This is a genomic window from Pseudomonas sp. EA_15y_Pfl1_P101, from assembly GCF_963970835.1.
In the GTDB taxonomy this organism is placed as follows: domain Bacteria; phylum Pseudomonadota; class Gammaproteobacteria; order Pseudomonadales; family Pseudomonadaceae; genus Aquipseudomonas; species Aquipseudomonas tritici.
Genome location: NZ_CAXAPA010000006.1, coordinates 142,171 through 162,617, shown reverse-complemented (window position 1 = coordinate 162,617; position 20,447 = coordinate 142,171). Strand labels below are relative to the sequence as shown.

Annotated in this window: 22 protein-coding genes; 9 read left to right on the top strand and 13 right to left on the bottom strand. The window is 61.2% G+C overall.

All coding sequences use genetic code 11. The annotated features are described in order from the left end of the window. Positions 1-163: 163 nt before the first annotated feature. The 5 genes from AACY36_RS11560 to AACY36_RS11540 all read right to left on the bottom strand — a co-directional run bounded on the left by AACY36_RS11560 (position 164) and on the right by AACY36_RS11540 (position 4,822). Positions 164-1,096, bottom strand: a complete 933-nt coding sequence (locus AACY36_RS11560) for a D-2-hydroxyacid dehydrogenase (protein ID WP_339493334.1) — start codon at positions 1,094-1,096, stop codon at positions 164-166. A gap of 107 nt (positions 1,097-1,203) precedes the next feature. Continuing rightward, positions 1,204-1,497, bottom strand: coding sequence for a YcgL domain-containing protein (locus AACY36_RS11555; protein ID WP_069022347.1), 294 nt, complete (start codon positions 1,495-1,497; stop codon positions 1,204-1,206). Beyond that, positions 1,494-2,627 carry a ribonuclease D gene (gene rnd, locus AACY36_RS11550; RefSeq protein WP_339493333.1) on the bottom strand — a complete coding sequence of 378 codons (1,134 nt, stop codon included), beginning with the start codon at positions 2,625-2,627 and terminating at the stop codon, positions 1,494-1,496. The genes AACY36_RS11555 and rnd overlap by 4 nt, the downstream gene beginning before the upstream one ends. Before the next feature lie 122 nt (positions 2,628-2,749). Further along, positions 2,750-3,349 (bottom strand): class I SAM-dependent methyltransferase, encoded by a 600-nt coding sequence (locus tag AACY36_RS11545; RefSeq protein ID WP_339438721.1) that lies wholly within the window; start codon positions 3,347-3,349, stop codon positions 2,750-2,752. 102 nt (positions 3,350-3,451) lie between these two features. Continuing rightward, positions 3,452-4,822, bottom strand: a complete 1,371-nt coding sequence (locus AACY36_RS11540) for a glutamine synthetase family protein (RefSeq protein WP_339456439.1) — start codon at positions 4,820-4,822, stop codon at positions 3,452-3,454. Between the two features lie 344 nt (positions 4,823-5,166). On the opposite strand from AACY36_RS11540, the gene AACY36_RS11535 reads away from it, so the two are divergent. Continuing rightward, the gene (locus AACY36_RS11535) at positions 5,167-5,937 is read left to right on the top strand and encodes a transporter substrate-binding domain-containing protein (RefSeq protein ID WP_339414907.1); all 771 of its coding nucleotides are present in this window, start codon (positions 5,167-5,169) and stop codon (positions 5,935-5,937) included. A gap of 40 nt (positions 5,938-5,977) precedes the next feature. Beyond that, complete coding sequence (locus tag AACY36_RS11530) at positions 5,978-6,817, top strand: cache domain-containing protein (protein WP_339414908.1); 840 nt, start codon at positions 5,978-5,980, stop codon at positions 6,815-6,817. A gap of 132 nt (positions 6,818-6,949) precedes the next feature. On the opposite strand, the gene AACY36_RS11525 is transcribed toward AACY36_RS11530, so the two are convergent. Both AACY36_RS11525 and pobA read right to left on the bottom strand, forming a co-directional pair. Continuing rightward, positions 6,950-8,467, bottom strand: coding sequence for an MDR family MFS transporter (locus tag AACY36_RS11525; protein ID WP_339414909.1), 1,518 nt, complete (start codon positions 8,465-8,467; stop codon positions 6,950-6,952). 65 nt (positions 8,468-8,532) lie between these two features. Further along, entirely contained in the window at positions 8,533-9,717 is a 1,185-nt protein-coding gene (gene pobA / locus AACY36_RS11520) for a 4-hydroxybenzoate 3-monooxygenase (protein ID WP_339415047.1), read from the bottom strand. Here pobA and AACY36_RS11515 point away from each other — a divergent pair. Continuing rightward, positions 9,695-9,910, top strand: coding sequence for a hypothetical protein (locus AACY36_RS11515; protein ID WP_339414910.1), 216 nt, complete (start codon positions 9,695-9,697; stop codon positions 9,908-9,910). The two genes, pobA and AACY36_RS11515, sit on opposite strands and share 23 nt — an antisense overlap. After that, positions 9,907-10,785: a helix-turn-helix domain-containing protein gene (locus tag AACY36_RS11510; RefSeq protein WP_339414911.1), complete on the top strand. Its 879-nt coding sequence runs from the start codon at positions 9,907-9,909 to the stop codon at positions 10,783-10,785. Before AACY36_RS11515 ends, AACY36_RS11510 begins: the two co-directional genes overlap by 4 nt. Before the next feature lie 34 nt (positions 10,786-10,819). Here AACY36_RS11510 and AACY36_RS11505 read toward each other — a convergent pair whose 3' ends face one another. Together AACY36_RS11505 and AACY36_RS11500 are read right to left on the bottom strand one after the other, a co-directional pair. Beyond that, entirely contained in the window at positions 10,820-10,996 is a 177-nt protein-coding gene (locus AACY36_RS11505) for a hypothetical protein (RefSeq protein WP_339414912.1), read from the bottom strand. A gap of 100 nt (positions 10,997-11,096) precedes the next feature. Further along, positions 11,097-12,002 carry a LysR family transcriptional regulator gene (locus tag AACY36_RS11500; RefSeq protein ID WP_339497080.1) on the bottom strand — a complete coding sequence of 302 codons (906 nt, stop codon included), beginning with the start codon at positions 12,000-12,002 and terminating at the stop codon, positions 11,097-11,099. Between the two features lie 104 nt (positions 12,003-12,106). Between AACY36_RS11500 and AACY36_RS11495 the strand changes: the two genes are divergently transcribed. The 4 genes from AACY36_RS11495 (at position 12,107) to AACY36_RS11480 (ending at position 16,046) form a co-directional block, all read left to right on the top strand. Next, positions 12,107-12,973, top strand: coding sequence for an MBL fold metallo-hydrolase (locus AACY36_RS11495; protein WP_339414914.1), 867 nt, complete (start codon positions 12,107-12,109; stop codon positions 12,971-12,973). 34 nt (positions 12,974-13,007) lie between these two features. Next, complete coding sequence (locus AACY36_RS11490; RefSeq protein ID WP_339414915.1) at positions 13,008-13,622, top strand: NAD(P)-dependent oxidoreductase; 615 nt, start codon at positions 13,008-13,010, stop codon at positions 13,620-13,622. 163 nt (positions 13,623-13,785) lie between these two features. Further along, positions 13,786-14,973 (top strand): cyanate transporter, encoded by a 1,188-nt coding sequence (locus tag AACY36_RS11485; RefSeq protein WP_339414916.1) that lies wholly within the window; start codon positions 13,786-13,788, stop codon positions 14,971-14,973. Positions 14,974-15,110: 137 nt separating this feature from the next. Continuing rightward, a complete protein-coding gene (locus AACY36_RS11480) occupies positions 15,111-16,046 on the top strand; it encodes a LysR family transcriptional regulator (RefSeq protein ID WP_339414917.1) in 936 nt (311 codons plus the stop codon). A gap of 32 nt (positions 16,047-16,078) precedes the next feature. Here AACY36_RS11480 and AACY36_RS11475 read toward each other — a convergent pair whose 3' ends face one another. Both AACY36_RS11475 and AACY36_RS11470 read right to left on the bottom strand, forming a co-directional pair. Beyond that, the gene (locus tag AACY36_RS11475) at positions 16,079-16,441 is read right to left on the bottom strand and encodes a 5-carboxymethyl-2-hydroxymuconate Delta-isomerase (RefSeq protein WP_339414918.1); all 363 of its coding nucleotides are present in this window, start codon (positions 16,439-16,441) and stop codon (positions 16,079-16,081) included. A 49-nt stretch (positions 16,442-16,490) separates the two neighbouring features. Continuing rightward, positions 16,491-17,414, bottom strand: coding sequence for a LysR substrate-binding domain-containing protein (locus AACY36_RS11470; protein ID WP_065874789.1), 924 nt, complete (start codon positions 17,412-17,414; stop codon positions 16,491-16,493). A gap of 129 nt (positions 17,415-17,543) precedes the next feature. On the opposite strand from AACY36_RS11470, the gene AACY36_RS11465 reads away from it, so the two are divergent. Next, positions 17,544-17,723 carry a hypothetical protein gene (locus AACY36_RS11465; RefSeq protein WP_339497079.1) on the top strand — a complete coding sequence of 60 codons (180 nt, stop codon included), beginning with the start codon at positions 17,544-17,546 and terminating at the stop codon, positions 17,721-17,723. On the opposite strand, the gene AACY36_RS11460 is transcribed toward AACY36_RS11465, so the two are convergent. Next, on the bottom strand, positions 17,701-19,020 hold the full coding sequence (locus AACY36_RS11460; protein ID WP_339414920.1) for an MFS transporter: 1,320 nt from the start codon (positions 19,018-19,020) through the stop codon (positions 17,701-17,703). The genes AACY36_RS11465 and AACY36_RS11460 overlap by 23 nt on opposite strands. A 55-nt stretch (positions 19,021-19,075) precedes the next feature. Next, entirely contained in the window at positions 19,076-20,398 is a 1,323-nt protein-coding gene (locus AACY36_RS11455; RefSeq protein ID WP_339414921.1) for an MFS transporter, read from the bottom strand. Positions 20,399-20,447: the final 49 nt, after the last annotated feature.

The window sequence follows — 20,447 nt, the reverse complement described above, 5'->3', positions numbered from 1 at the left end:
TGCACACCTGTCCATAGCTGAAGGAACGTCCTGCCGGGCACGCGATTAGCAGCCTCGGCGTTCACTGGGTGTACAAACCCAGTGAGGAGGTTCCAGCGCAACTGTCAGGGTTCATGTCGGGGGCAAGATCTAAAGGCAGATGTGGCTCGAGTAGCAGGTCGACTCAGTAACCGCGCTCGAAACTCACTTCACCGCGCAACGCAGTCTTTGCTTGATACGCGCGCAGGTTTTCCAGGAACAGCGCCACCATCATCGGCGGCGAAGTCGGCGCCGAGCTGTGCCCAGTCAACAACAACCCCCAGGCGGTCCAGAACGGATGACGCTGGGGCAGCGGCTCCTGACGGCAGACATCGATCACTGCGCCCGCCAAATGCCCTTCCTTCAAGGCCTCGACCAAGTCAGCATCGACCACCGCCACACCGCGCCCGACGTTGATAAACACCCCCGTCGGCTTGAATTGTTTGAACAGCGCTGCGTCGAACACATCATGCGTATTCGGCGTGTTGGGCAGCAGGTTGATCACGTAGTCCACCTCCCCCACCAGCCGGCCCAGTTGGTCGAGCCCAGCCACTTCGAGAAACGGTGCCCGCTCACGCGCTTCGCTTGCGATGCCATACAGCTTCACGCCAAACGGCACGAGGAACCCGGCAACGCTCTGGCCGATGTCGCCGGTGCCGACGATCAACGCCTTACGCCCCGCCAGGCTCTGGCCCAAGCGGTTGTCCCACTTGCGCTCGACCTGGCTGACCAGGCGCGCCAACACTTCGCGCTCGTGGCCGAGCATATAGGTGAGGACAAATTCAGCCATGACCTGGCCAAAGATGCCGACCGCGCGGGTCAGGCGGTAGTCGCGCGGCAAGCCTTCGGCCAGCAGCGGCGTAATGCCAGCCCAGGTCGATTGCAGCCATTGCGGGTGATGGCCCTGGCGCAACAACGTCGCCAGCAGGTCGGGCTGGCCGAGCCATACCGGGCAATCGGCGGCCAGGCGCGACAGTTGGGCGGAGTCGCCGCTGGTCAGCACCTCAAGGTCCGGGGCCAGGTCACCCAGCAATCGAGCGTAGAGCGGGTGATCCTGTTCAGCAATCAGAACACGCATGGTTCAAACCTTTCAAAAACAATACGGACGGCCGCCCGCATCCTTACGGCCACCGCCCACTTATACGATTCCATTGAAGACTGTGCCCTGAACAGGGCACTCACCGATCACATCGGGTCGTTACGGCGCAGCAGCTCTTCGGGCAAGTGTTCGATGTACTCGTCCTCGGCCGGCGGCATTTGCAGGTGGTAACCCTGCTTGTCGAGGTTTTCCAGGACCACGGCGATGTCCTCACGGGACAGTTTGCGCTCCGGCGTCAGCACCATGTCAAACGCGTGATGCGCCTTGCCGAAGGCGTCCATCAAGGGTTCAGGCACGCGCTCCAAAGCATCACTTTTCAGCACGTAGAGGTACATCCCGTCTTTTTTCTTGCTGCGATAGATGGAGCAAATACGTTTCAAGGCTGTTCTCCGGCAGTGGCCAGGCTGTCGAGCAGCGCCTGGCCCATCAACTCGCGGCGCCAGCCACGCAGCGAGTCTGGCAATTTATAAGGCCCATCGGGGTAGCCACTTTTGACCAGGGCTTCGAGGGTTTTCTTGCGCAGCATCAGTTCCGGAGCCATGTTCAGGCGCTCGGCGAACGTTTGGCCCAAGGCGCGCAGTTGCTTGATCAATGCAGCGGCATCCACCGGCAAAGGCTCGGCAACGGCAGGTGGCCATTGGTCCATCGGCACGCTGCCGGCACGTTTGATCAGGTCGAGCAGAAACGGGCCGTCCTGACGCACGGTGCGCGGGTGCATGTCTTCGATCTTGCCCAGGGCGGCGAGGTTATCCGGCTGGGATTTGGCCAGGGGCCACAACGCGTGTTCGCGGATGATGCGGTTGCGCGGCAGGTCACGGGCGCGGGCTTGCTGCTCGCGCCAGGCACACAGCTCACGCAGCACGGCGAGTTGGGCACGTGAGAGTTTCCACGCCAGCTTGGCGTCGCGGTACACCTCGTAAGGGTCGACTTCGCGGCGCAGGTTGGCGACCAATTCGGCACCATCGTCCAACACCCAGGCGTATTTATCGTCGGACAACTGCGGACGCAGGCGGATGTACACCTCGGCCAAGTGCAGCGCGTCTTCGGCGGCGTAGCTGATCTGCGTCTCGGACAACGGCCGCTGCAGCCAGTCCGAACGGGTCTCGCCCTTGGGCAGTTCGATATCCAGCACGGCTTGCACCAGGCGCGAATACCCCATGGAGAAGCCAAGATTCAGATAAGCGGCAGCCAATTGGGTATCGAACAACGGCACAGGCAGGCTGCCGGTCAGGCGCAGCAACACTTCCAGGTCTTCGCTGCAAGCGTGCACCACCTTGATCACCGCCGGGTTTTCCAGCAGGGCGGCCAACGGTTGCCAGTTGTCGATGGTCAGGGGGTCGATCAGGTAAGCGCGCACGCCATCACCGATCTGGATCAGCCCGGCAATAGGATAAAAGGTGTCGACCCGCATGAATTCGGTGTCGAGGGCGACGAATGGCAACTGCTGCCATTCGGCGCAATGCTGGCCGAGGCTATCGTTGTCGCAGATCCAGTGAATATCGATGGCCACACGGCTCTCCCTTGAAGAATGGCGCGCAGTATATATCGCGAAAGGGACTTGCGAGCATCCGCAATGCAGAGGCGACCATGAAAACTCAGGCAAGACTTGAAGAATAGTCCGACAGGCGGGACTTATCCTCTCTTACGCAGTACGTAAACCCGCCACACGCTTGAGCCTGGCATGAATTCCTGATAATTCAGGACCTTGAAGCCGGCCTGCCGAAACTCGTCCTCTACGGCGGTACGAGAATTGACAGAAACGATCACCGTGTCGCGGCTGACCCGGTGAAATTCGCGCAGTAACGCCAAGCGCCCTTCACTGCTGGGGACATGGCGAAACAACTCCAGGCAGAAAATGCAGTCCACTGCGTTCGCCGACAAGCCGATTGAAAATGCCGAGCCCTGAAACGTCTTGACTCGTTTGAGCAAGGACGCCGGGTGGTGACTGCGTGCGTGGTCGAGCATGTCCTGGGAATTGTCCGATGCCAGGATCACCCGGTTGACGTGTTCGGCCAACACCGGCCAGAAACGCCCGGAACCGCAGGCCAGATCGAGCACCAGCCCAGGTTCACCGGCGACCTTCAACGCCTGGCGCACCAGCCACTCGTCGCGCCATGACGCCAGGCGTCGCCGCAGTCCCGGCGGGCGCGTATCGCCGCAAACCCGAGCGTGCTCACGGTCACAGCGCTCGGCGTATTCGATCTCGATGGAGGATGGTGGTGGTGACGGCATCGCGGGCTCATGTAAGTAGAACAGTAGTGAACGACCTTGATTGGCAGCTTAAACACCACAACGTGAAAAAAAGGTCGAAGCCACCACCGCCCTGTCACCGGCTCACGCCTGATGCAAATACCAGCGCCAATCCTGCTCCCCTACCTCGCCCATGAACTGGCGATACTCAGCGCGTTTTACCGCCAGGTACACGCCGAGGAATTCACTGCCAAATGCCTCCCGCGCCCAGCTTGAACCTTCCAGCGCGCGCAGAGTGGTAAGCCAGTCGGTCGGCAGCAGCTCCTTGGCCTGGGCGTAACCGTTGCCTTCCACCGGAGCACCGGGGTCGCGCTGTTCACGGATGCCACGGTGGATGCCGGCCAGGATTGCGGCAGCCGCCAGGTAAGGGTTGGCGTCGGCGCCGCAGATGCGGTGTTCGATATGCCGGGAGTTGGCCGGCCCACCAGGCACGCGCAGGCTGACGGTGCGGTTGTCCACGCCCCAAGTGGCGGCCAGCGGCGCGTAGCTGTTGGTTTGGAAGCGACGGTAAGAGTTGGCATTGGGGCAGAACAGCAACAGCGAATCGATCAAGGTGCTGAGCATGCCACCCACCGCCTGGCGCAGCAGCGGCGTGCCGTCAGTGGCTTCGCTGGCGAACAGGTTATTGCCCGCGGCGTCCGCCAGGCTCACGTGCATGTGCATGCCAGTGCCAGCCAAGTCATCGAACGGCTTGGCCATGAAGCAGGCGGTCATCCCGTGTTTGTGCGCCACGCCCTTGACCAAGCGTTTATAGCGCACCGCTTCATCCATGGCTTGCAGGGCGTCGGTACGGTGTTCCAGGGTGATTTCCACTTGACCGGGGGCGTATTCGGAAATCGCCGTGCGCGCCGGGATGCCTTGCAGTTTACAGGCGCTGTAGAGGTCGGCGAGGAACGGCTCGATCTGTTCCAGCTCGCGCAGGCCGTAGACCTGGGTCGAACGCGGGCGCCCGCCATCCACATCCCGCGCCGGTTGTGGCCGGCCATTGCTGTCGGGTTTTTGGTCAAGCAGGTAAAACTCCAACTCCGCCGCCATCACGGGGTAATAACCATCGGCCTTGAGCCCGTCGATCACTTTGGCCAGCAAATGCCGGGGATCAGCCACGGTGGCGGGCAGACCTTCGGTGGGGTGCATGCTGACCTGCACCGCCGCCGTCGGGATCAGACGCCACGGCATGCGATGCAAACTGCCGCTGATCGGGTAGGCGCGGCAGTCGATATCGCCCACCTCCCACACCAGCCCGGAGTTTTCCACGTCGTCGCCATTGATGGTCAGGCCCAGGATAGTGCTGGGCAAGGGCCGGCCGCTCTCGTACACCGCCAGCAGTTCATCGCGGTGCAGCAATTTGCCGCGTGGCACACCATTGTTGTCGAGGATAAACAGCTCGAACATTTCGATGTCCGGGTTGTGTTCGAGGTAAGACTGGGCTTCGTTCAGGCAGGCAAACACACTCATGGGCATTCTCATACGTTTGTGTAAAGCAGACGCGCAGGTGCACGCCATCCAAGGGATGGATCAACGTAGGAATGAGGTATCTGGTGGGCGTGCGTGACGGCAGTGGAACAAGGCCCAGAACGCGAGATCGGACGGCAGTGTCGCGGGGTGGGTGTCGAGAGAGCCGTCCATGCAGGGATCACAGTGCTGAAGATAGCGGCCAGCCTCACACGCCTGCACAGGTGGGTAAATTCAGGGTTGATGGAGTTTGGTTGCGACTTGGCTAAACATTCGCAGCGCCTTGCCACACTGCCCAACGCTGGAAATAATGACCGCCCAAGACCATGCCCCAAGGACTCGACCGCATGAAAGCTCTTTTTGCCCTGTGTGTATTAGGTATGGCCACCAGCGCCCTGGCCGACGTCGCCCCTTCGCGTCTAGACCAGGTGCTCCAACGCGGCACGCTCAGCGTCTGCACCACCGGCGACTACAAGCCCTACACCTCCCTGCGCGCCGATGGCAGCTACGAAGGCATCGACATCGCCATGGCCGAGTCCCTGGCCAAGAGCCTCAACGCCAACATCCAGTGGGTGCCCACCACCTGGAAAACCCTGATGCCGGACTTCCTCGCCCAACGCTGCGATATTGCCGTGGGCGGCATTTCGGTGTCGCTGGAGCGCCAGAAAAAAGCTTTCTTCAGCCAGGCCCTCGGCGTCGACGGCAAGATCCCGCTGGTGCGCTGCGCCGATGTGCAGCGTTATCAGACCGTCGAGCAGATCAACCAACCGCAGGTCCGCGTGATCGAGCCCGCCGGCGGCACCAACGAAATATTCGCGCGCGCCCACTTGGGCCAGGCGCAAATCCGCTTGCATGACAACGTGACCATCTTCGACGAACTGCTGGCGGGCAAGGCCGACGTGATGATCACCGACGCCAGCGAAGCGCGTTACCAGCAAAAGCTCAAGCCAGGGCTGTGCGCGGTCAACCCTGAGCGGCAGATGCAGTACAGCGAAAAAGCCTTCATGCTGCCCCGCGACGATGTGGCATGGAAAAGCTATGTCGACCAATGGTTGCACCTGAGCGTGGCCACCGGGGTGTATGACGGCATCGTCAGTCAATGGCTGGCGGCGCCCTGAGCTACGCTCTTGTCACATCAATAAAAACGAGGGATAGGTTATGACGCGATTGCTTCGAATCACCTGGCTGCTGTTGTTGTGTTTCAGCCAGGCGCATGCCGCGACGGCTCAGGATGAGGATGCGCAGGCGGCCAAGGCGCTGCTGGAGAAAGCCTTGGCCTACTACCAGAGCAACGGCGACAAGGCCTTTGCTGCGTTCAGTCGCCAGGGGGAGTTTATTGATCAGGATCGCTATGTGTTCGTGGTCGATACCCAGGGCGTGCTGCTGGCCAGTGGCGGGCCCTCCTCCGCCTTGATCGGACGCGATGTGTCCGACGTACTGGGACCGGATCTGCGCCAGTCATTTAAAGACGCGCTGAAGGTGCCGGAAGGCCAGGGCATCCAGCAGGCCGATTACCGCTGGCAGAACTGGAACGATGGCAAGGTCGAGCACAAGCACGTGTTCTACCAGCGCGTGGGCGAACGCATCCTGGCCGTGGGTTATTACTTGCCGCGGGCCACACCGGAACAGGCACGCGCCCTGCGCAACAAGGCGGTGAACGCATTGCTCAAGGATGAGTCGGGCACGCTCAAGGCGATCAACTCCTTGCAAGGCGGCTTCTTGCAGGATGACCTCTACGTGTTTGTCGTCGACCTCAATACCCGACGCTACGTGGCCCACGGCACCACCCTGCGGCTGATCAACACCGACTTCAGCAAGATCAAGGACCCCGACGGCAAGCCGGTGGGCGAGCCGATCCTCAAGCTGATGGCCGAGCAGGACCAGGGTGAATACACATACCGCTGGAAAAACCCGGTGACCGGCAAGGTCGAGAACAAGCATGCGTATGTGCGCAAGGCCGGACATTTCATGGTGGCGGTGGGTTACTACAGCCCCTGATTGGACTTGAAATGCAATCTCCTGTGGGAGCTGGCTTGCCTGCGATAGCGGTGTATCAGTAACAGCTGTGCAAGCTGAACCACCGCTATCGCAGGCAAGCCAGCTCCCACATTTTGAACTGCATCATGCCGGTTATTTTGCCTTGTCTTCGCGACCGCGCAGCACGCGGTTGGGCATCGCAATCGCCGCCGCCAAGCCCAACAACGACACCGCCGCACTCACCATCAGCAAATGCCGGAACGTCACCGCCAATTCCCCGCGCAAGGCGTCCTGCGCCGGGCCGGGAGCCGCGTTGAGGCCATCAAGCAACACATTACCGGAGCTACCTTCAACGGCCAGCGCGCCGCTGGCCAGGTGGGCGAAGCTGGAATCCTGCAACAGCGCCAGCAACAGCGCCGACATGCACGCCACCCCCACTGCCCCACCGAGGGAACGGAACAGGTTGGTGGTGCTGGTAGCGACGCCGATATCGCGTTGTTCCACCGAGTTTTGCGTGCCCACCAGCGAGGTGGGAAATTGCATGCCGGCCGCGATCCCGCACAGCAGCATAAACACGGCTGTCAGCCCCACCGCCTGAGGCGCGCTCAAGGCCATGCCGAGAATCGCAAAGGGGCTCAACAGCGCGCCGCTGAGGATCATCGGTTTATAACGCCCGGTCACCGAGGTCATGCGCCCGGCAAAATAGGCGCCCATCGGCAAGCCCATTGCCAGCGGCAGCAGGTGCAGGGCGGCGCTGTCGGCACCTGAGCCGGTCACCGTCTGATAACGCAGCGGCATCAGCACCGTCAGGGAAATCGCCTGGAAGCTGGTGAAGAAAATCGTGCACCAGCACAACACCGCGCTGCGGTTGGCGAACAAATGCATCGGCAACAACGGCTCACGCGCGCGGCGTTCGTGCCAGACAAACAGGCTCAACGCCAGCAGCGAACACGCCAGCAGGCCCAGTACTTCATTGTCACGCCAATGATGGCCCTGGCCGATTTCGGTGATGCCCAGCAGCAACGCGGTCAGGCCGACGATCATCAGCACAGTGCCGAGGTAATCGATGATCGGCTTGCGCTGCGGCACCGGCAGCCCCACCAGGGTGCGATGGGCCACGTACCAGGCGCCGGCGCCCAATGGCAGGTTGATCAAAAATACCCAGCGCCACGACAAGTACTCGGTCATGTAGCCGCCGAGGACCGGCCCGGCCACGCTGGCCACCGCGTACATACTGCTGAAATAGCCTTGGTAGCGTCCGCGTTCACGGGGCGGGATGATGTCGCCAATGATCGCCTGGCTCACCGAAATCATGCCGCCGGCGCCGATGCCCTGGAGGATCCGCGCCAGCACCAGTTGCTCCATGCTTTGCGCCATGCCGCAGAACAGCGACGCCAGGGTGAACAGGCCCATGCCGATCAGCATCATCGGCCGGCGCCCATACAGGTCGCCGAGCTTGCCGTAGATCGGCACGGCCACGGTCATCGCCACCATGTAGCCGGAAATCACCCAGGCCAGCAGGTTGACGTCGTGGAACTGCGCCGAAATGGCCGGCATGGACACTGCGACAATGGTCTGGTCCAGGGCACCAAGGAAGATCGCCATCATCAGTGAGGCGAGGATACTGCGCACAGCGGGAAGCGGCGGAGCGGGCTGATTGAGGTGCGTCACGGCAAGACCTTCGAGCAGGGCCCGCGGGAAAGTCGGCCCGCGGGAATGCTCGATACGATAGCAGGCTACTCGATAGCTTCGTAAGGAAGTCCGACGTAATTTTCTGCGATGGTTTTGCGCCCCGCCTCGGAGTGGATGAAGTACTCAAGCTCACTCTCAGCAATGCGCTGGCTGAAACCGTCCGCCTCGGGAAATTGATGCAACATCGAGGTCATCCACCAGGAAAACCGCTCGGCCTTCCACACCCGCCGCAGGCAGATGGCGGAATAGCGTTCCAGCAAGTCCACGCGCCCCTCGCCGTAGACCTTGAGCAGAATCCGATACAGTGTGCTCACGTCACTCGCCGCCAGGTTCAAGCCCTTGGCGCCGGTGGGCGGCACGATATGCGCCGCGTCACCCAGCAGGAACAGGCGGCCGTACTGCATCGGTTCCACCACGAAACTGCGCAGCGGCGCGATGCTTTTTTCGATCGACGGACCGGTCACCAGGTTCTCGGCGAGGTGGCTGGGCAGGCGGGTTTTCAGCTCGTCCCAGAAGCGGGCGTCAGGCCATTCATCAATAGGTTCTTCCAGCGGCACTTGCAGGTAATAGCGGCTGCGGGTCGACGAGCGCATGCTGCACAAGGCAAAGCCGCGCGCGTGCTTGGCGTACACCAGCTCAGCGTGCACGGGCGGCGTGTCGGCCAGTATACCCAGCCAGCCGAAGGGGTAGACCCGCTCGAAGACCTTGAGCGATTCGGCCGGGATCGATTGGCGCGCAACGCCGTGGTAACCGTCGCAACCGGCAATGTAGTCGCACTCCAGGCGAAACGCCTCATCCTGGTGCTCAAACGTCAGCCAGGGTCGATCACTTTTAAGGCCGTGGGGCTGCACGTTATGGGCTTCATAAAAAGTGGTGGCGCCAGCGGCGGCACGCGCGGCCATCAGGTCGCGGGTGACTTCGGTCTGGCCGTAGATCATCACCGACTGGCCGCCGGTCAAGCCCTTGAGGTCGATATGGGTGAGCTGGCCGTTCAGCGCCAGCTCGAATCCGTTATGCACCTGGCCTTCGCTGTCCATTCGCTGGCTGACGCCGGCCTGCCTCAACAGGTCGACCATGCCTTGCTCCAGCACCCCGGCACGAATGCGCCCTTGCACGTAATCGGCGCTCTGGCGCTCTAGGATAAGGGTCTCGATACCCGCATTGTGCAGCAGTTGACCGAGCAACAGTCCAGAGGGACCGGCGCCGATGATGGCGACTTGGGTTTTCAGCGTTTTCATTATTTTTATGGCCCGCAAGTTCCACCCGAACGGACAGGGTGAAAGAGTTGTCATTGGTCTTGTTGCTGACATTTTTCACTTGAGCGAGCAGCATAAGAAGGTGAAAACTGAGCCAAAGCCTGCGCTTTTTGCCAATTGGGGCGATTACCGCACCACTGTCCTGCGTATCGGATTGAAACCATGACCAAAACCGCGATTCCGGTCTTCAAGCTTTACGGGGAAGACCAGCAATGGCCGACCCCCGATTTGTTGCACTGTGAAACCATTTCCCGGCGCAGTCGGGAATACCAGTGGGAAATCCAACCCCACCGGCACGCGGATCTGTGCCAACTGCTCTACGTGCACAAAGGCCAGGCACAGCTGGAAATCGAAGGCCAGCGCACCACCTTGAATGAAGCGACCCTGCAGGTATTGCCGCCGTTGTGCGTGCACGGGTTTCGCTTTCCCGAGGATGTTGAAGGCTATGTCGTGACGCTCGCAGCGCCGCTGGTCAGCCATCTGCAAGCACAGCTGGGCGCAACGGTAGACGGCTTGCAGGCATTGGGCAGTTACCCGGCAGGCAAAGACAGTGATTACCTGAACAGTCAGTTTGCCCGTCTGCAGGATGAATACGCCGACGACCAGCCAGCGCGAGACATGATGATGCATGCGCTGGTCAGCGTGCTGCTGGTGTGGATCAGCCGCCAGGCCATCCAGCATCGCCACCCTCGGGCGCCCAGGGGGCGTGAATACTTCCGGCGCTTTACCCAACTGGTCGAGCAGCATTACCGCGAACACCCGAAGATCGAGGACCTGGCCCACAAGCTGGGGATCTCGGTCTCACACCTGAACGGAACATGTCGGGAGTTGGGTGGGCAGCCTGCGCTGCAGATCATGCATGACCGCCAGTTGCTGGAAGCCAAGCGTCTGCTGACTTACACCAGCATGACCATTAATGAAATGTCGGAGGTGTTGGGCTTTTCCGACCCGACCAACTTCTCACGGCTGTTTCGCCGACGGGTCGGGTTTTCGCCCAAGGCGTTTCGCGAACAGCTGAAGGCCGAGGCGCCGCAAAGCTGAATGTAAGCGCGGGCTTTTGTGGGAGCGGGCGGTTTTAGCGCAAGGCACTGAAACTGCCGGTACGCGGAACACATTGGTCCTGATGGCAACTGATCGCAAAGGTCGGCTGCAGACGCGTTTGCTCCACACGGTAGGCGGCAGCCCCGTACAGCGCGCTGGCGAGTGCGCACAGGCTGAAAATCATCAGGTATTTTCTGGTTTTAATACTCATGGCACAGACCTCTGAGCGGATCTACAGGGTGCTATCCAAAGCATAGGTCAACGCGCGCGAGTTGCCATTATCAGGCGACATTCAACACGCTTATGTCGACCTAGAGACCCGCATCCCATGCGGGCTCTTCCGGGAACCGCACCACCAGGAAATCCAACAGGCTGCGCAGCGCCGATGGCATGTGCTTGCGCGAGGCGTATACCGCGTAAATGTTCATCCGGCGAGGCTCTGCATCGGGCAGCAGGCGTACCAGTTCACCGCGGCGGATGTAGTCGCCGGCCTGGTAACTGGGCAGCATCGACACCCCTGCCCCGGCCAGCGTCACGCGCAACAAGGTGCTGGCCTCGTTGGAAGTGATATTGCCGTTGATGGGCACCGAAACGTGCTCGCCACGCTCTTCGAAATGCCACAGGCTTTTACCGAAATAAGAGTGGGTGAGGCAGTTGTGCCCGGCCAGGTCTTCGACTTTCTGCGGGGCCGGATGCTCCAGCAGATAAGCCGTCGTGGCGCAGACCACTGAGCGACACACCGTCAGCCGCCGGGCGATAAGGTTGGGGTCCAGGTCATTGCTGGTGCGGATGGCCAGGTCGATACGCTCATCCACCAGGTTCACCGTGCGGTCGAGCATCTGCAGGTCAACCGTCACCAGCGGGTAGCGCTTGACGTACTCGGCGATGGCCTGCGCCAATTGCGCCTGGCCGAAAGACGTACTGACACTCAGGCGCAGCAGGCCGCGGGGCGCGTCGTCGGGCTCGCTGACAGCGGCCTGCATATCGCCGCTCAGTTCCAGCATTTGCCGACAGCGCGGCAGGGTTTCACTGCCGGCCGCCGTGAGGCTGAGCTTGCGCGTGGTGCGGTGCAGCAAACGTGCGCCGACCCAGTCTTCCAGCTCGGCCAGGTAGCGCGACACCACCGGCCGCGACAGTTCCAAATGGTCGGCGGCGGCGGACTGGCTACCCAGGTCCACCACCGTGACAAACACGCGCATTGCTTGAAGACGATCCATGATCTGCCCGATTTTAGAAACAAACTATGTCCCAGCATCGCATTTTTAGTCTGGTTTTGTGCAACTAAGCTCTGTGCATCCCTTACCCATGCTGGAGCTGTCCGATGTTCTCAACCTTCAAGCGCCTGACCCTGGCCACCGCTGCCTTGGCCTTCGCCGCCCATGCGGCTGCGGCCGACCTGACGCTGGACGTGTACAACCCAGGCGAAGCCGCGATCTTCCCGGTCAGCTCGGTGCTGGTCAGCGGTGCCAAGGACGCCATCCTGGTGGACGCGCAATTCGGCAAGGGCCAGGCCGAGCAGTTGGTGCAAAAGATCCGCGCCAGCGGCAAACACCTCACCACCATCTACATCAGCCATGGCGATCCGGACTACTACTTCGGCCTCGACACCCTCACCGCCGCGTTCCCCGACGCCAAGGTGCTTGCACCGCAACCGGTGGTCGACCACATCAAGGCGACCGTTGCCGGAAAGCTTGAGTTCTGGGGCCCGAAAATGGGCGCCGACAAGCCGGCCAAAACCATCGTCCCGCAGGTGCTTGAAGGCCACAGCTTGACCCTCGAAGGCCAACAACTGGATGTCATCGGTCTGGATGGCCCGCAGACGGATCGCAGCTTTGTGTGGATCCCGTCGATCAAAGCCGTGGTCGGTGGTGTGGTCGTCGCTGAAAACATCCACCTGTGGATGGCCGACACCCAGAGCGCGCAATCCCACAAAGATTGGCTCGCCACCCTGCAACGCATCGAACAGCTCAAACCTCGCACCGTGGTTCCAGGCCATTACCTGGGCACACCGTCGCTGAAATCGGTGGCCTTTACCGCCGACTACATCAAGGCCTTTGACGTCGAGACCGCCAAAGCCAAGGATTCCGCTGCCCTGATCGCGGCCATGAAAAAACGTTTCCCGACCCTCGCCGACGAAAGCTCGCTGGCGCTGAGCGCCAAAGTCGCCAAGGGCGAAATGAAGTGGTGAAGCGTTTCAAACCTTAACCGTCCTGGAGAACGTCATGAGCAAGATTGCAATCATTGGGGCCACTGGCCGTGCCGGTAGCCAACTGCTGGAAGAAGCGCTGCGCCGTGGGCATAGCGTTGTAGCCATCGCACGTAATACCGACAAGCTGGCCATTCGCCCTGGCGTCACCGTCAAACAGGTTGACGCACTGGACGCAGATGCCCTGCCACACGCCGTCAGCGGCAGCGATGTGGTGATCAGCGCCGCACACTTCGCCACCCTGCCCGCCAGCGCCGTGATCGGGCCGGTGAAAAAAGCCGGGGTGAAACGCCTGCTGGTGGTGGGCGGTGCGGGTTCGCTGTTGCTGCCGGGTGGCGGTCGGGTGATCGACAGCGAAGGCTTCCCGGCAGAGTACAAAGCCGAGGCCAGCGCGGGGGCTGCGTTTCTCGATGCGCTGCGTCAGGAGAAGGAACTGGATTGGACCTTCCTGTCGCCCTCGGCGGAGTTTGTTGAGACCGAACGCACCGGTAAATTCCGTGTAGGCAAGGACGATTTGTTGGTGAGCCGTGAAGGGCGTAGTTGGATCAGTTTTGCTGATTACGCGATTGCCCTTATCGACGAAGTGGAATCACCAAAGCACTCCCGCCAGCGTTTCACCGTGGGCTACTGACCCAACGCGGTTAAAAACTGTGGGCGCTGGCTTGCCTGCTCCCACATGTTGATCAACGGAGAATCAGTCAGCTGCAATTTTTCAATAGGCACTGCGACTTTCTCATTTGCCCCACGCCTCCCCTCCATGGCCTGATTCGCCCTTGCTCACTCAAGGCCCGCCCATGGAAACCGTTCACACCAAACCCACCACCGCCCTCTGGCTGATGATCAGTGTCGTGCTGGTCGCCCTCAACCTGCGCCCATCAATGGCCGCCGTGGGCCCACTGTTGTCATCGATTCGCGGCGACGTGCCGTTGAGTTTCAGCAGCGCTGCGTTGCTGACCATGTTGCCGGTGATGGCCATGGGCTTGGCGATGTTCTTTGGCATGGGCCTGGCAAAGCGTTTTGGCGAACACCGCAGCATTGGGCTGTCGCTGCTGGTGATTGGCATCGCTACGCTGTCGCGGTTGTTCCTCGATTCGGCGCTGGAGCTGATCGTCAGCGCCATCGCGGCCGGGGTGGGCATTGCGATGATCCAGGCATTGATGCCGGCGCTGATCAAGTCGCGATTCAGCAATAACGTCTCGCTGTTCATGGGCCTGTACGTCACCGCGATCATGGGGGGCGCTGCGCTGGCGGCGTCGTTCGCGCCCTTCGTGCAAGTGCAGACCGGCAGTTGGCGCATTGGCCTGGCAATCTGGGCAGTGCTCGCGGTACTGGCGCTGGCGTTCTGGGTTGCGCAGCGCTCGGTGCTGCCGCCGTTGCCGCAAGCCAATGCCGGCCCACAGGCATCGTTTTTCGGTAACGGCCGGGCCTGGTTGCTGGCCGTCTTTTTCGGCCTTGGTACTGCGTCCTACACCTGCGTACTCGCCTGGCTGGCGCCGTACTACGTGGAGCAAGGCTGGAGCGAACAGAACGCCGGTTTGCTGCTAGGCTTTTTGACGGCAATGGAAGTGGTGTCCGGCTTGATCACCCCCGCCATCGCCAACCGTCGCCGGGATAAACGCGGTGTGGTTGCGGTGCTGCTGGTGCTGATCATCCTCGGTTTCTGCGGGTTGATTCTCAGCCCGCAATACCTGAGCCTGCTGTGGCCCTGCCTGCTCGGCCTGGGCATTGGCGGGCTGTTCCCGATGAGCTTGATCCTGTCCCTCGACCACTTGGACAACCCGCGCCGCGCCGGTGGCCTCACGGCGTTTGTTCAAGGTATCGGCTACTTGATAGCCGGGCTGTCGCCGCTGATCGCGGGGATGATCCGCGATCAACTGGGCAGCTTCGAATGGGCCTGGTGGTCGCTGACGGCGGTGATCGTAGTGATGCTGCTGATCGTCACGCGCTTTAACCCAAAACACTACGCACACCATATCCACTGAAGTCGTGTTGCAAACAGTATTTGTCTCACGCCAAACATAGAAACGCCCTACAGAGCTTTCTAATGGCACGCTCGTTCCGTTAAGCTTTTGCGTTGTCTTGTACTGAGTTCGGTACAACGGGTTTACGGACGAAACCGATGTTAAACAGTAACTTGCTCAGAAAGCTCGACATGCAGGACTTGATGGTATTTATCGCCGTCTATGATCAGAGCAGCGTTACCGAGGTGTCCGAAACGCTGTTTGTCAGCCAGTCCACCGTGAGCTACAGCCTGAAGAAGCTGCGCACCAGTTTCGAAGACGAGTTGTTTATCAACACACGAGCGGGCATGCGCCCGACGTACAAGGCCACCACCATGTACGGCCATGTGCAGAAAATTCTCGAGTGCATCAACCTGTGCCACGCCGGTGGCCAGGCTTTCGACCCGACGCAAAAGGCCGTGACGTTCAACGTGTGCGCGCCGGAATATTTCGAACAGTTGATCCTGCCGCGCCTGTTGAAGCACTTCGACCGCGCCGACCTGCCGGTGATCGTCAATGTACAGAAGCTGGAAACCGACATCCCCGCCGACGACCTGCGCGATGGCCGTCTCGATCTGGTGATCTGTTTCGGCCCCAACTTCCACCGCGCCCATAGAGACTTCCGCACGCAGATGCTGCTCGAAGACGACCTGGTGTGCGTGTTCGATAAACGCTCAGCGCCGCGCGAACCGGCCTTCAGCCTACAAACCTTTGTCGAGCGACGGCATGTGTTCCCCACGCCGTGGACCTCCGACACCAACATGATCGACGGCTGGCTGGCGCGCCAGGCCCACAAGCGCCAAGTGATCGCCCGCGCCAACAGCTACAGTGCGGCGCTGAAGATGATCACCGGCACCGACTTTATCGTCACCCTGCCGCGCCGCGTGCAAAAGCTGTTGGCGCCTGCGGCGGTGTTCGGCCATTGCGAGGCGCCCAACGGTTTGCCGGGGTTCACGCTGGAGATGCAGTGGAATGAAACCAGTGAACAGGACAGTGCCAATACCTGGTTTCGTGAGCAGGTTGTAAAAGTCTGCGCGGACCAGGGCTTGCTGTGAAAGGACCCTACGCCGGTGGCATCGTTGCGGTGTCAGCCGATGACGGCTTTGCTGTAGGCATCGCGGTCCATGTCCACCAACAGGACACTCAGTTGAACCTGTATATCCGCCGGCCAGTCGCTCGCGTCCTGCAACGCCGCCAGCAAGCTTTCCGACAACTGCTTCTTGACCTGTGGTGACCGCCCGCTGAGCAGCGAAAGCTTCAACGCGACAAACCCACGCGGATCGAGGGAAGTGCCTACCTGGAAACTCTCGACCTTGACCGCACGGCTTTTGATATCGAACTCGGAACCGAACTGGCCGGAGACCATCAGCACGTTGTTGAGCCGCAACAGGACTTTCTCGACGGCAAGGCCTGTCAGGTTGGCGGTGTATTCCAGGTGCAGGTGTGGCATGAAGGGCTCCAAATTTATTGTAGGAAGTTTCGCAGGTATACCATGCGAGTCAGGCCTGGGTCGCCAACCCTCGATCACTCATGAAGGCCTCAAGCCGCGAACGCACCCAGCGTTCAGCCGGGTCAGTGTCCACATGACTGAGCCAGACCATGGACAAATCCAGGGTCGGCGTCTCGAACGGGAACGGCTCGCAGAACAGGTGGCCCGACACCGCCATGGCTTCGGCGGTGTAGTCCGGCAGGCTGGCGATCAGGTCAGTGCCGGCGAGCAACGCCGGCAATGCGCTGTACTGCGGCACCGACAACACCACGTGGCGTTTGCGGCCGATTTCCGCCAGCCATTCATCGGCAAACCCCGACACGTTGGCGGTGTGGGACACCAGCACATGGGGCCGCGAGCAATATTCATCGAGGGTCAGCGGTGTGTCAGAGGCATCGGCGCGCAGCAAGCGCGGGCGGATATGGCGCAGCAGCTTGCGCTTGGCATTCGCCGGCAAGCCACGGGTCTGGGTGATGCCGACGGTGATATCACCAGAGGCCAGCAGGTCCGGAATGCGCCAGTAGTCCACATGCTGCACCACAAACACCACTTGCGGCGCTTCCTGGCGCAACGCGCGTAGCAACGGTGGCAGCAGGCCGAACTCGACATCGTCGGACAGGCCGATGCGAAAGGTCATGGTGCTGATGGACGGGTCGAAATCGTGGGTCAGGCTCAGGGCCGATGACAATGAATCCAGGGCCGGCGACAGGTGCTGGATGATTTCCTCGGCGCGCGCGGTGGGCTCCATGCGGTGGCCGACACGAATGAACAGTGGGTCGTTGAATAAGGTGCGCAAGCGGTTGAGGGCCGAGCTGATGGTCGGCTGGCCGAGAAACAGCTTCTCCGCCACCCGCGTCACGTTGCGCTCGAGCATCAGCGCTTCGAACACCACCATCAGGTTGATGTCGGCCTTGCGTAATTCATTGCGATTCATCGGCGCCTGCCCCTTTCCCCAAGACAAGCCGCAGTTTAGAAAGCGCGGGGGCCTGCGTCTATGTGCACACTGTTCATCCAGCCGCTTTGCGGCTATAAAACAGCTCTCCAAGGTCGCAGGAACACTACCGTGCTGGTCATTCTCGCCTCGGCCATTGTATTGGTCGGGTTTTGTATCTGGGTCATCCAGCTGATTGCCAACCCCACCGCCCGCACACTGCTGCGGGTGTTTGTCGGCCTGTGCCTGGCGGCGATGGTGGCGTATGGGGTGCTGGCGTCGGGCTTTCCTATTTCGTTGCTGGTTTCATGATTGCCTGTGGCGCAGGCGCCTGCTCCTGGCCCTGACGTAAACGCAAGGCTGCCAATGCCGCGATCACCAACACCACCGCAATCACTTTCAAGCCGTTCATCGCGTTGCCGGTGCTCATCTCGATCGCCCCCATCACCGACGGCCCGACAAACCCGCCCAACAGCCCACAGGCGTTGACGAAACCCAGCCCGCCCGCCAGCGCAACGCCTTTGAGGCGCGAGGCCGGGTACAAAAAGATGATCGACTGCACCACAAAGAACATCACCGCCGAGAGGCAAAAGCCCAGCAAACTGAACACCGGCCCCGACATCGAGGCAATGCCCAGGCCCAACGCCATGGTCAACAGCCCTGTGACTAACAAGCGACGGCAACGCCCGGGCGTGGTGGCAAAACGCGGAATCAATACCGCGCCGAGAGCCGCCGCGATCCAGGGCAATGAGGTCAGCAAGCCGACGCTCATGGTGCTCAGTTCGCCGTACTTGCTGATGATGCTCGGCAGGAAAAAAATCACCGTGTAGATGGTGATCTGATGGCAAAAGTACACAAAGATCGCCAGCAGAATTTGCGGGGTCAGCCAGTTTTTCAACGAGTGCCCGCCCTCGCCCGCGCCCTCTTCGGTTTCCAGGGCGATGCGCTGTTCGATCCCATGCGCTTCCTCGGCCGACAGCCACGGCGCCTTGCTCGGACGGTCCGGCAGTTTGCGCCAGACCACCCAGGCAAAAGCCACCGCCGGCAAACCTTCCAGCAGGAACATCCACTGCCAGCCGTGCCAGCCGAGCAGACCGTCCATGCGCATCAACGCCGCGCCTACCGGGCCGCCGATGATGTTGGCGAAGCACACGCCGAGCAGGAAGTAACCGGTGGCACGCGCCCGTTGTTCACGGTTGAACCAGTAGGTGAGGTAGAGCATGACACCGGGAAACAGACCGGCTTCGGCAATGCCCAGCAACAGGCGCAGCACGTAGAACGAGGTCTCGCCCTGCACAAAGGCCATCGCCGCCGAGATCAGGCCCCAGGTCACCATGATCCGGGCGATCCAAAACCGCGCGCCGACCTTGTGCATGATCAGGTTGCTGGGGATTTCCGACAGCGCATAGGTCAGGAAAAACAGCCCCGCGCCCAATCCGTATGCAGCGGCGCAAATGCCCAGGTCGACATCCAGGTGATGCTTGGCCAGGGCGATGTTGGTGCGGTCCAGAAAGCTCAAAATGTAGGCGATGATCAGCAAGGGCATCAGCTTGACGAACATCAGTTTGTTTAACGCCTGCGGCTCGCGGGCGGGGATGGCGATAGTCATCGGCAATTCCTCTTGGCGCCCCGCCAGCCGGGCTGGGGGGCGCATCAGTGTTGTTCTAGGAGTCGAGTTGCACAGCCAACGCCGGCGGGCGATGTGAAAACAGCTGCAGCAGCGCGCCGCCGAGGGCGCAGCCGGCCATCACGAAAAAGCACACGGTGTAGCCATGCAGCGTGGTCCAGCCGCCGCCCATGGCGATCAGGCTGCCCATCAGCACCGGCGCCAGGCCGCCACCGATAAACATCGCAGTGGTGATGATGCCATTGGCGGTGGAGGTCGCAGACGGCTCGGCAGAGTCGCAGGCCACGGCGTAGTAGATCGGCCACACCGCATTCGCCACCAGGCCGAACAGCAGTTGCACCACGATGATCAAGGTCAGCGTATTGGCGAAGTAGAACGCACCGACACTCGCCGCCATCCACAGCCCGCAGATGATCAGGGTGGTGCGCCGGCCAATGATGTCCGACAGCGACGGCCACACCAACTGCCCGAGAATGCCGGTGAGGGTGAACACCACGCTCATCCCCGCCGACTCCGCCAGCGACAGCCCGGCGATGTTGTAAAGGTAGGCCGGCAGTACAATGTTCACGCCCATGTACACCACTTGCGTGAGCATCGTATTACCGGCGGTAAGGGCGATATTGCGGTTGCGCAAGGTGGCGATAAACGTACGCCAGGCCTCGCCTTTGACTTGGCTGGCCGGTGCGCTGTCGGGCGGGGTCATGCCTTTGGCGGCGATGTCGACGTACAGCGCCGTGATGCGCTCGGCCGTCGAATAACGCGCCCAGAAAATCATCAGCGGCAGCGCCACCACGAAGGCGAAGAAGAACACGTAACGCCAGTTGTCCTCACCAAACACGGTGATGACAAAACTCGCGACAATGCCACTGAGCATGGCGCCAATCGGGTAGCCCGTATGGTGCGCGCCCAGAGCAAACCCGCGACGCTCCACCGGCCACCATTCGGCGGTGTTGCTCACCCCGACCGGCTCGCCCCAACCGGCGCCGAGGTTGACGCCGACGCGCAGGGCAATAAAGGTCGCGAGGTTACCGCTCAAGGCTTTGAAGCCGGACAGAAACGAAATCGCGGTGTAACCCAGCACCAACGGCACTTGGAAGCACGCACGTTTCCAGCCGCCGCCATAACGGTCGCTCCACATGGAGCCGGGGATATCCAACAGCGCCAGCGCGAGCATGACCACCGTGGCCACGGTGCCCCATTGGTCGGCGGACAAATCGAAATGCTTGGAGATGGTCGGCCCCAGGCGCAACACGATCTCACGGTCGTAGGCGTTGAGGATCCAGATCATCCAACAGACCAGCAGCGACACCCAGGAATGCCGGTGAATGCTGCGCAGCGACGCTTTTTTTATAGTTGCCATGGGCCTCTCCAGGCGCGCGAAGGCGCGCACTGACACAAGGTTGCGAAGG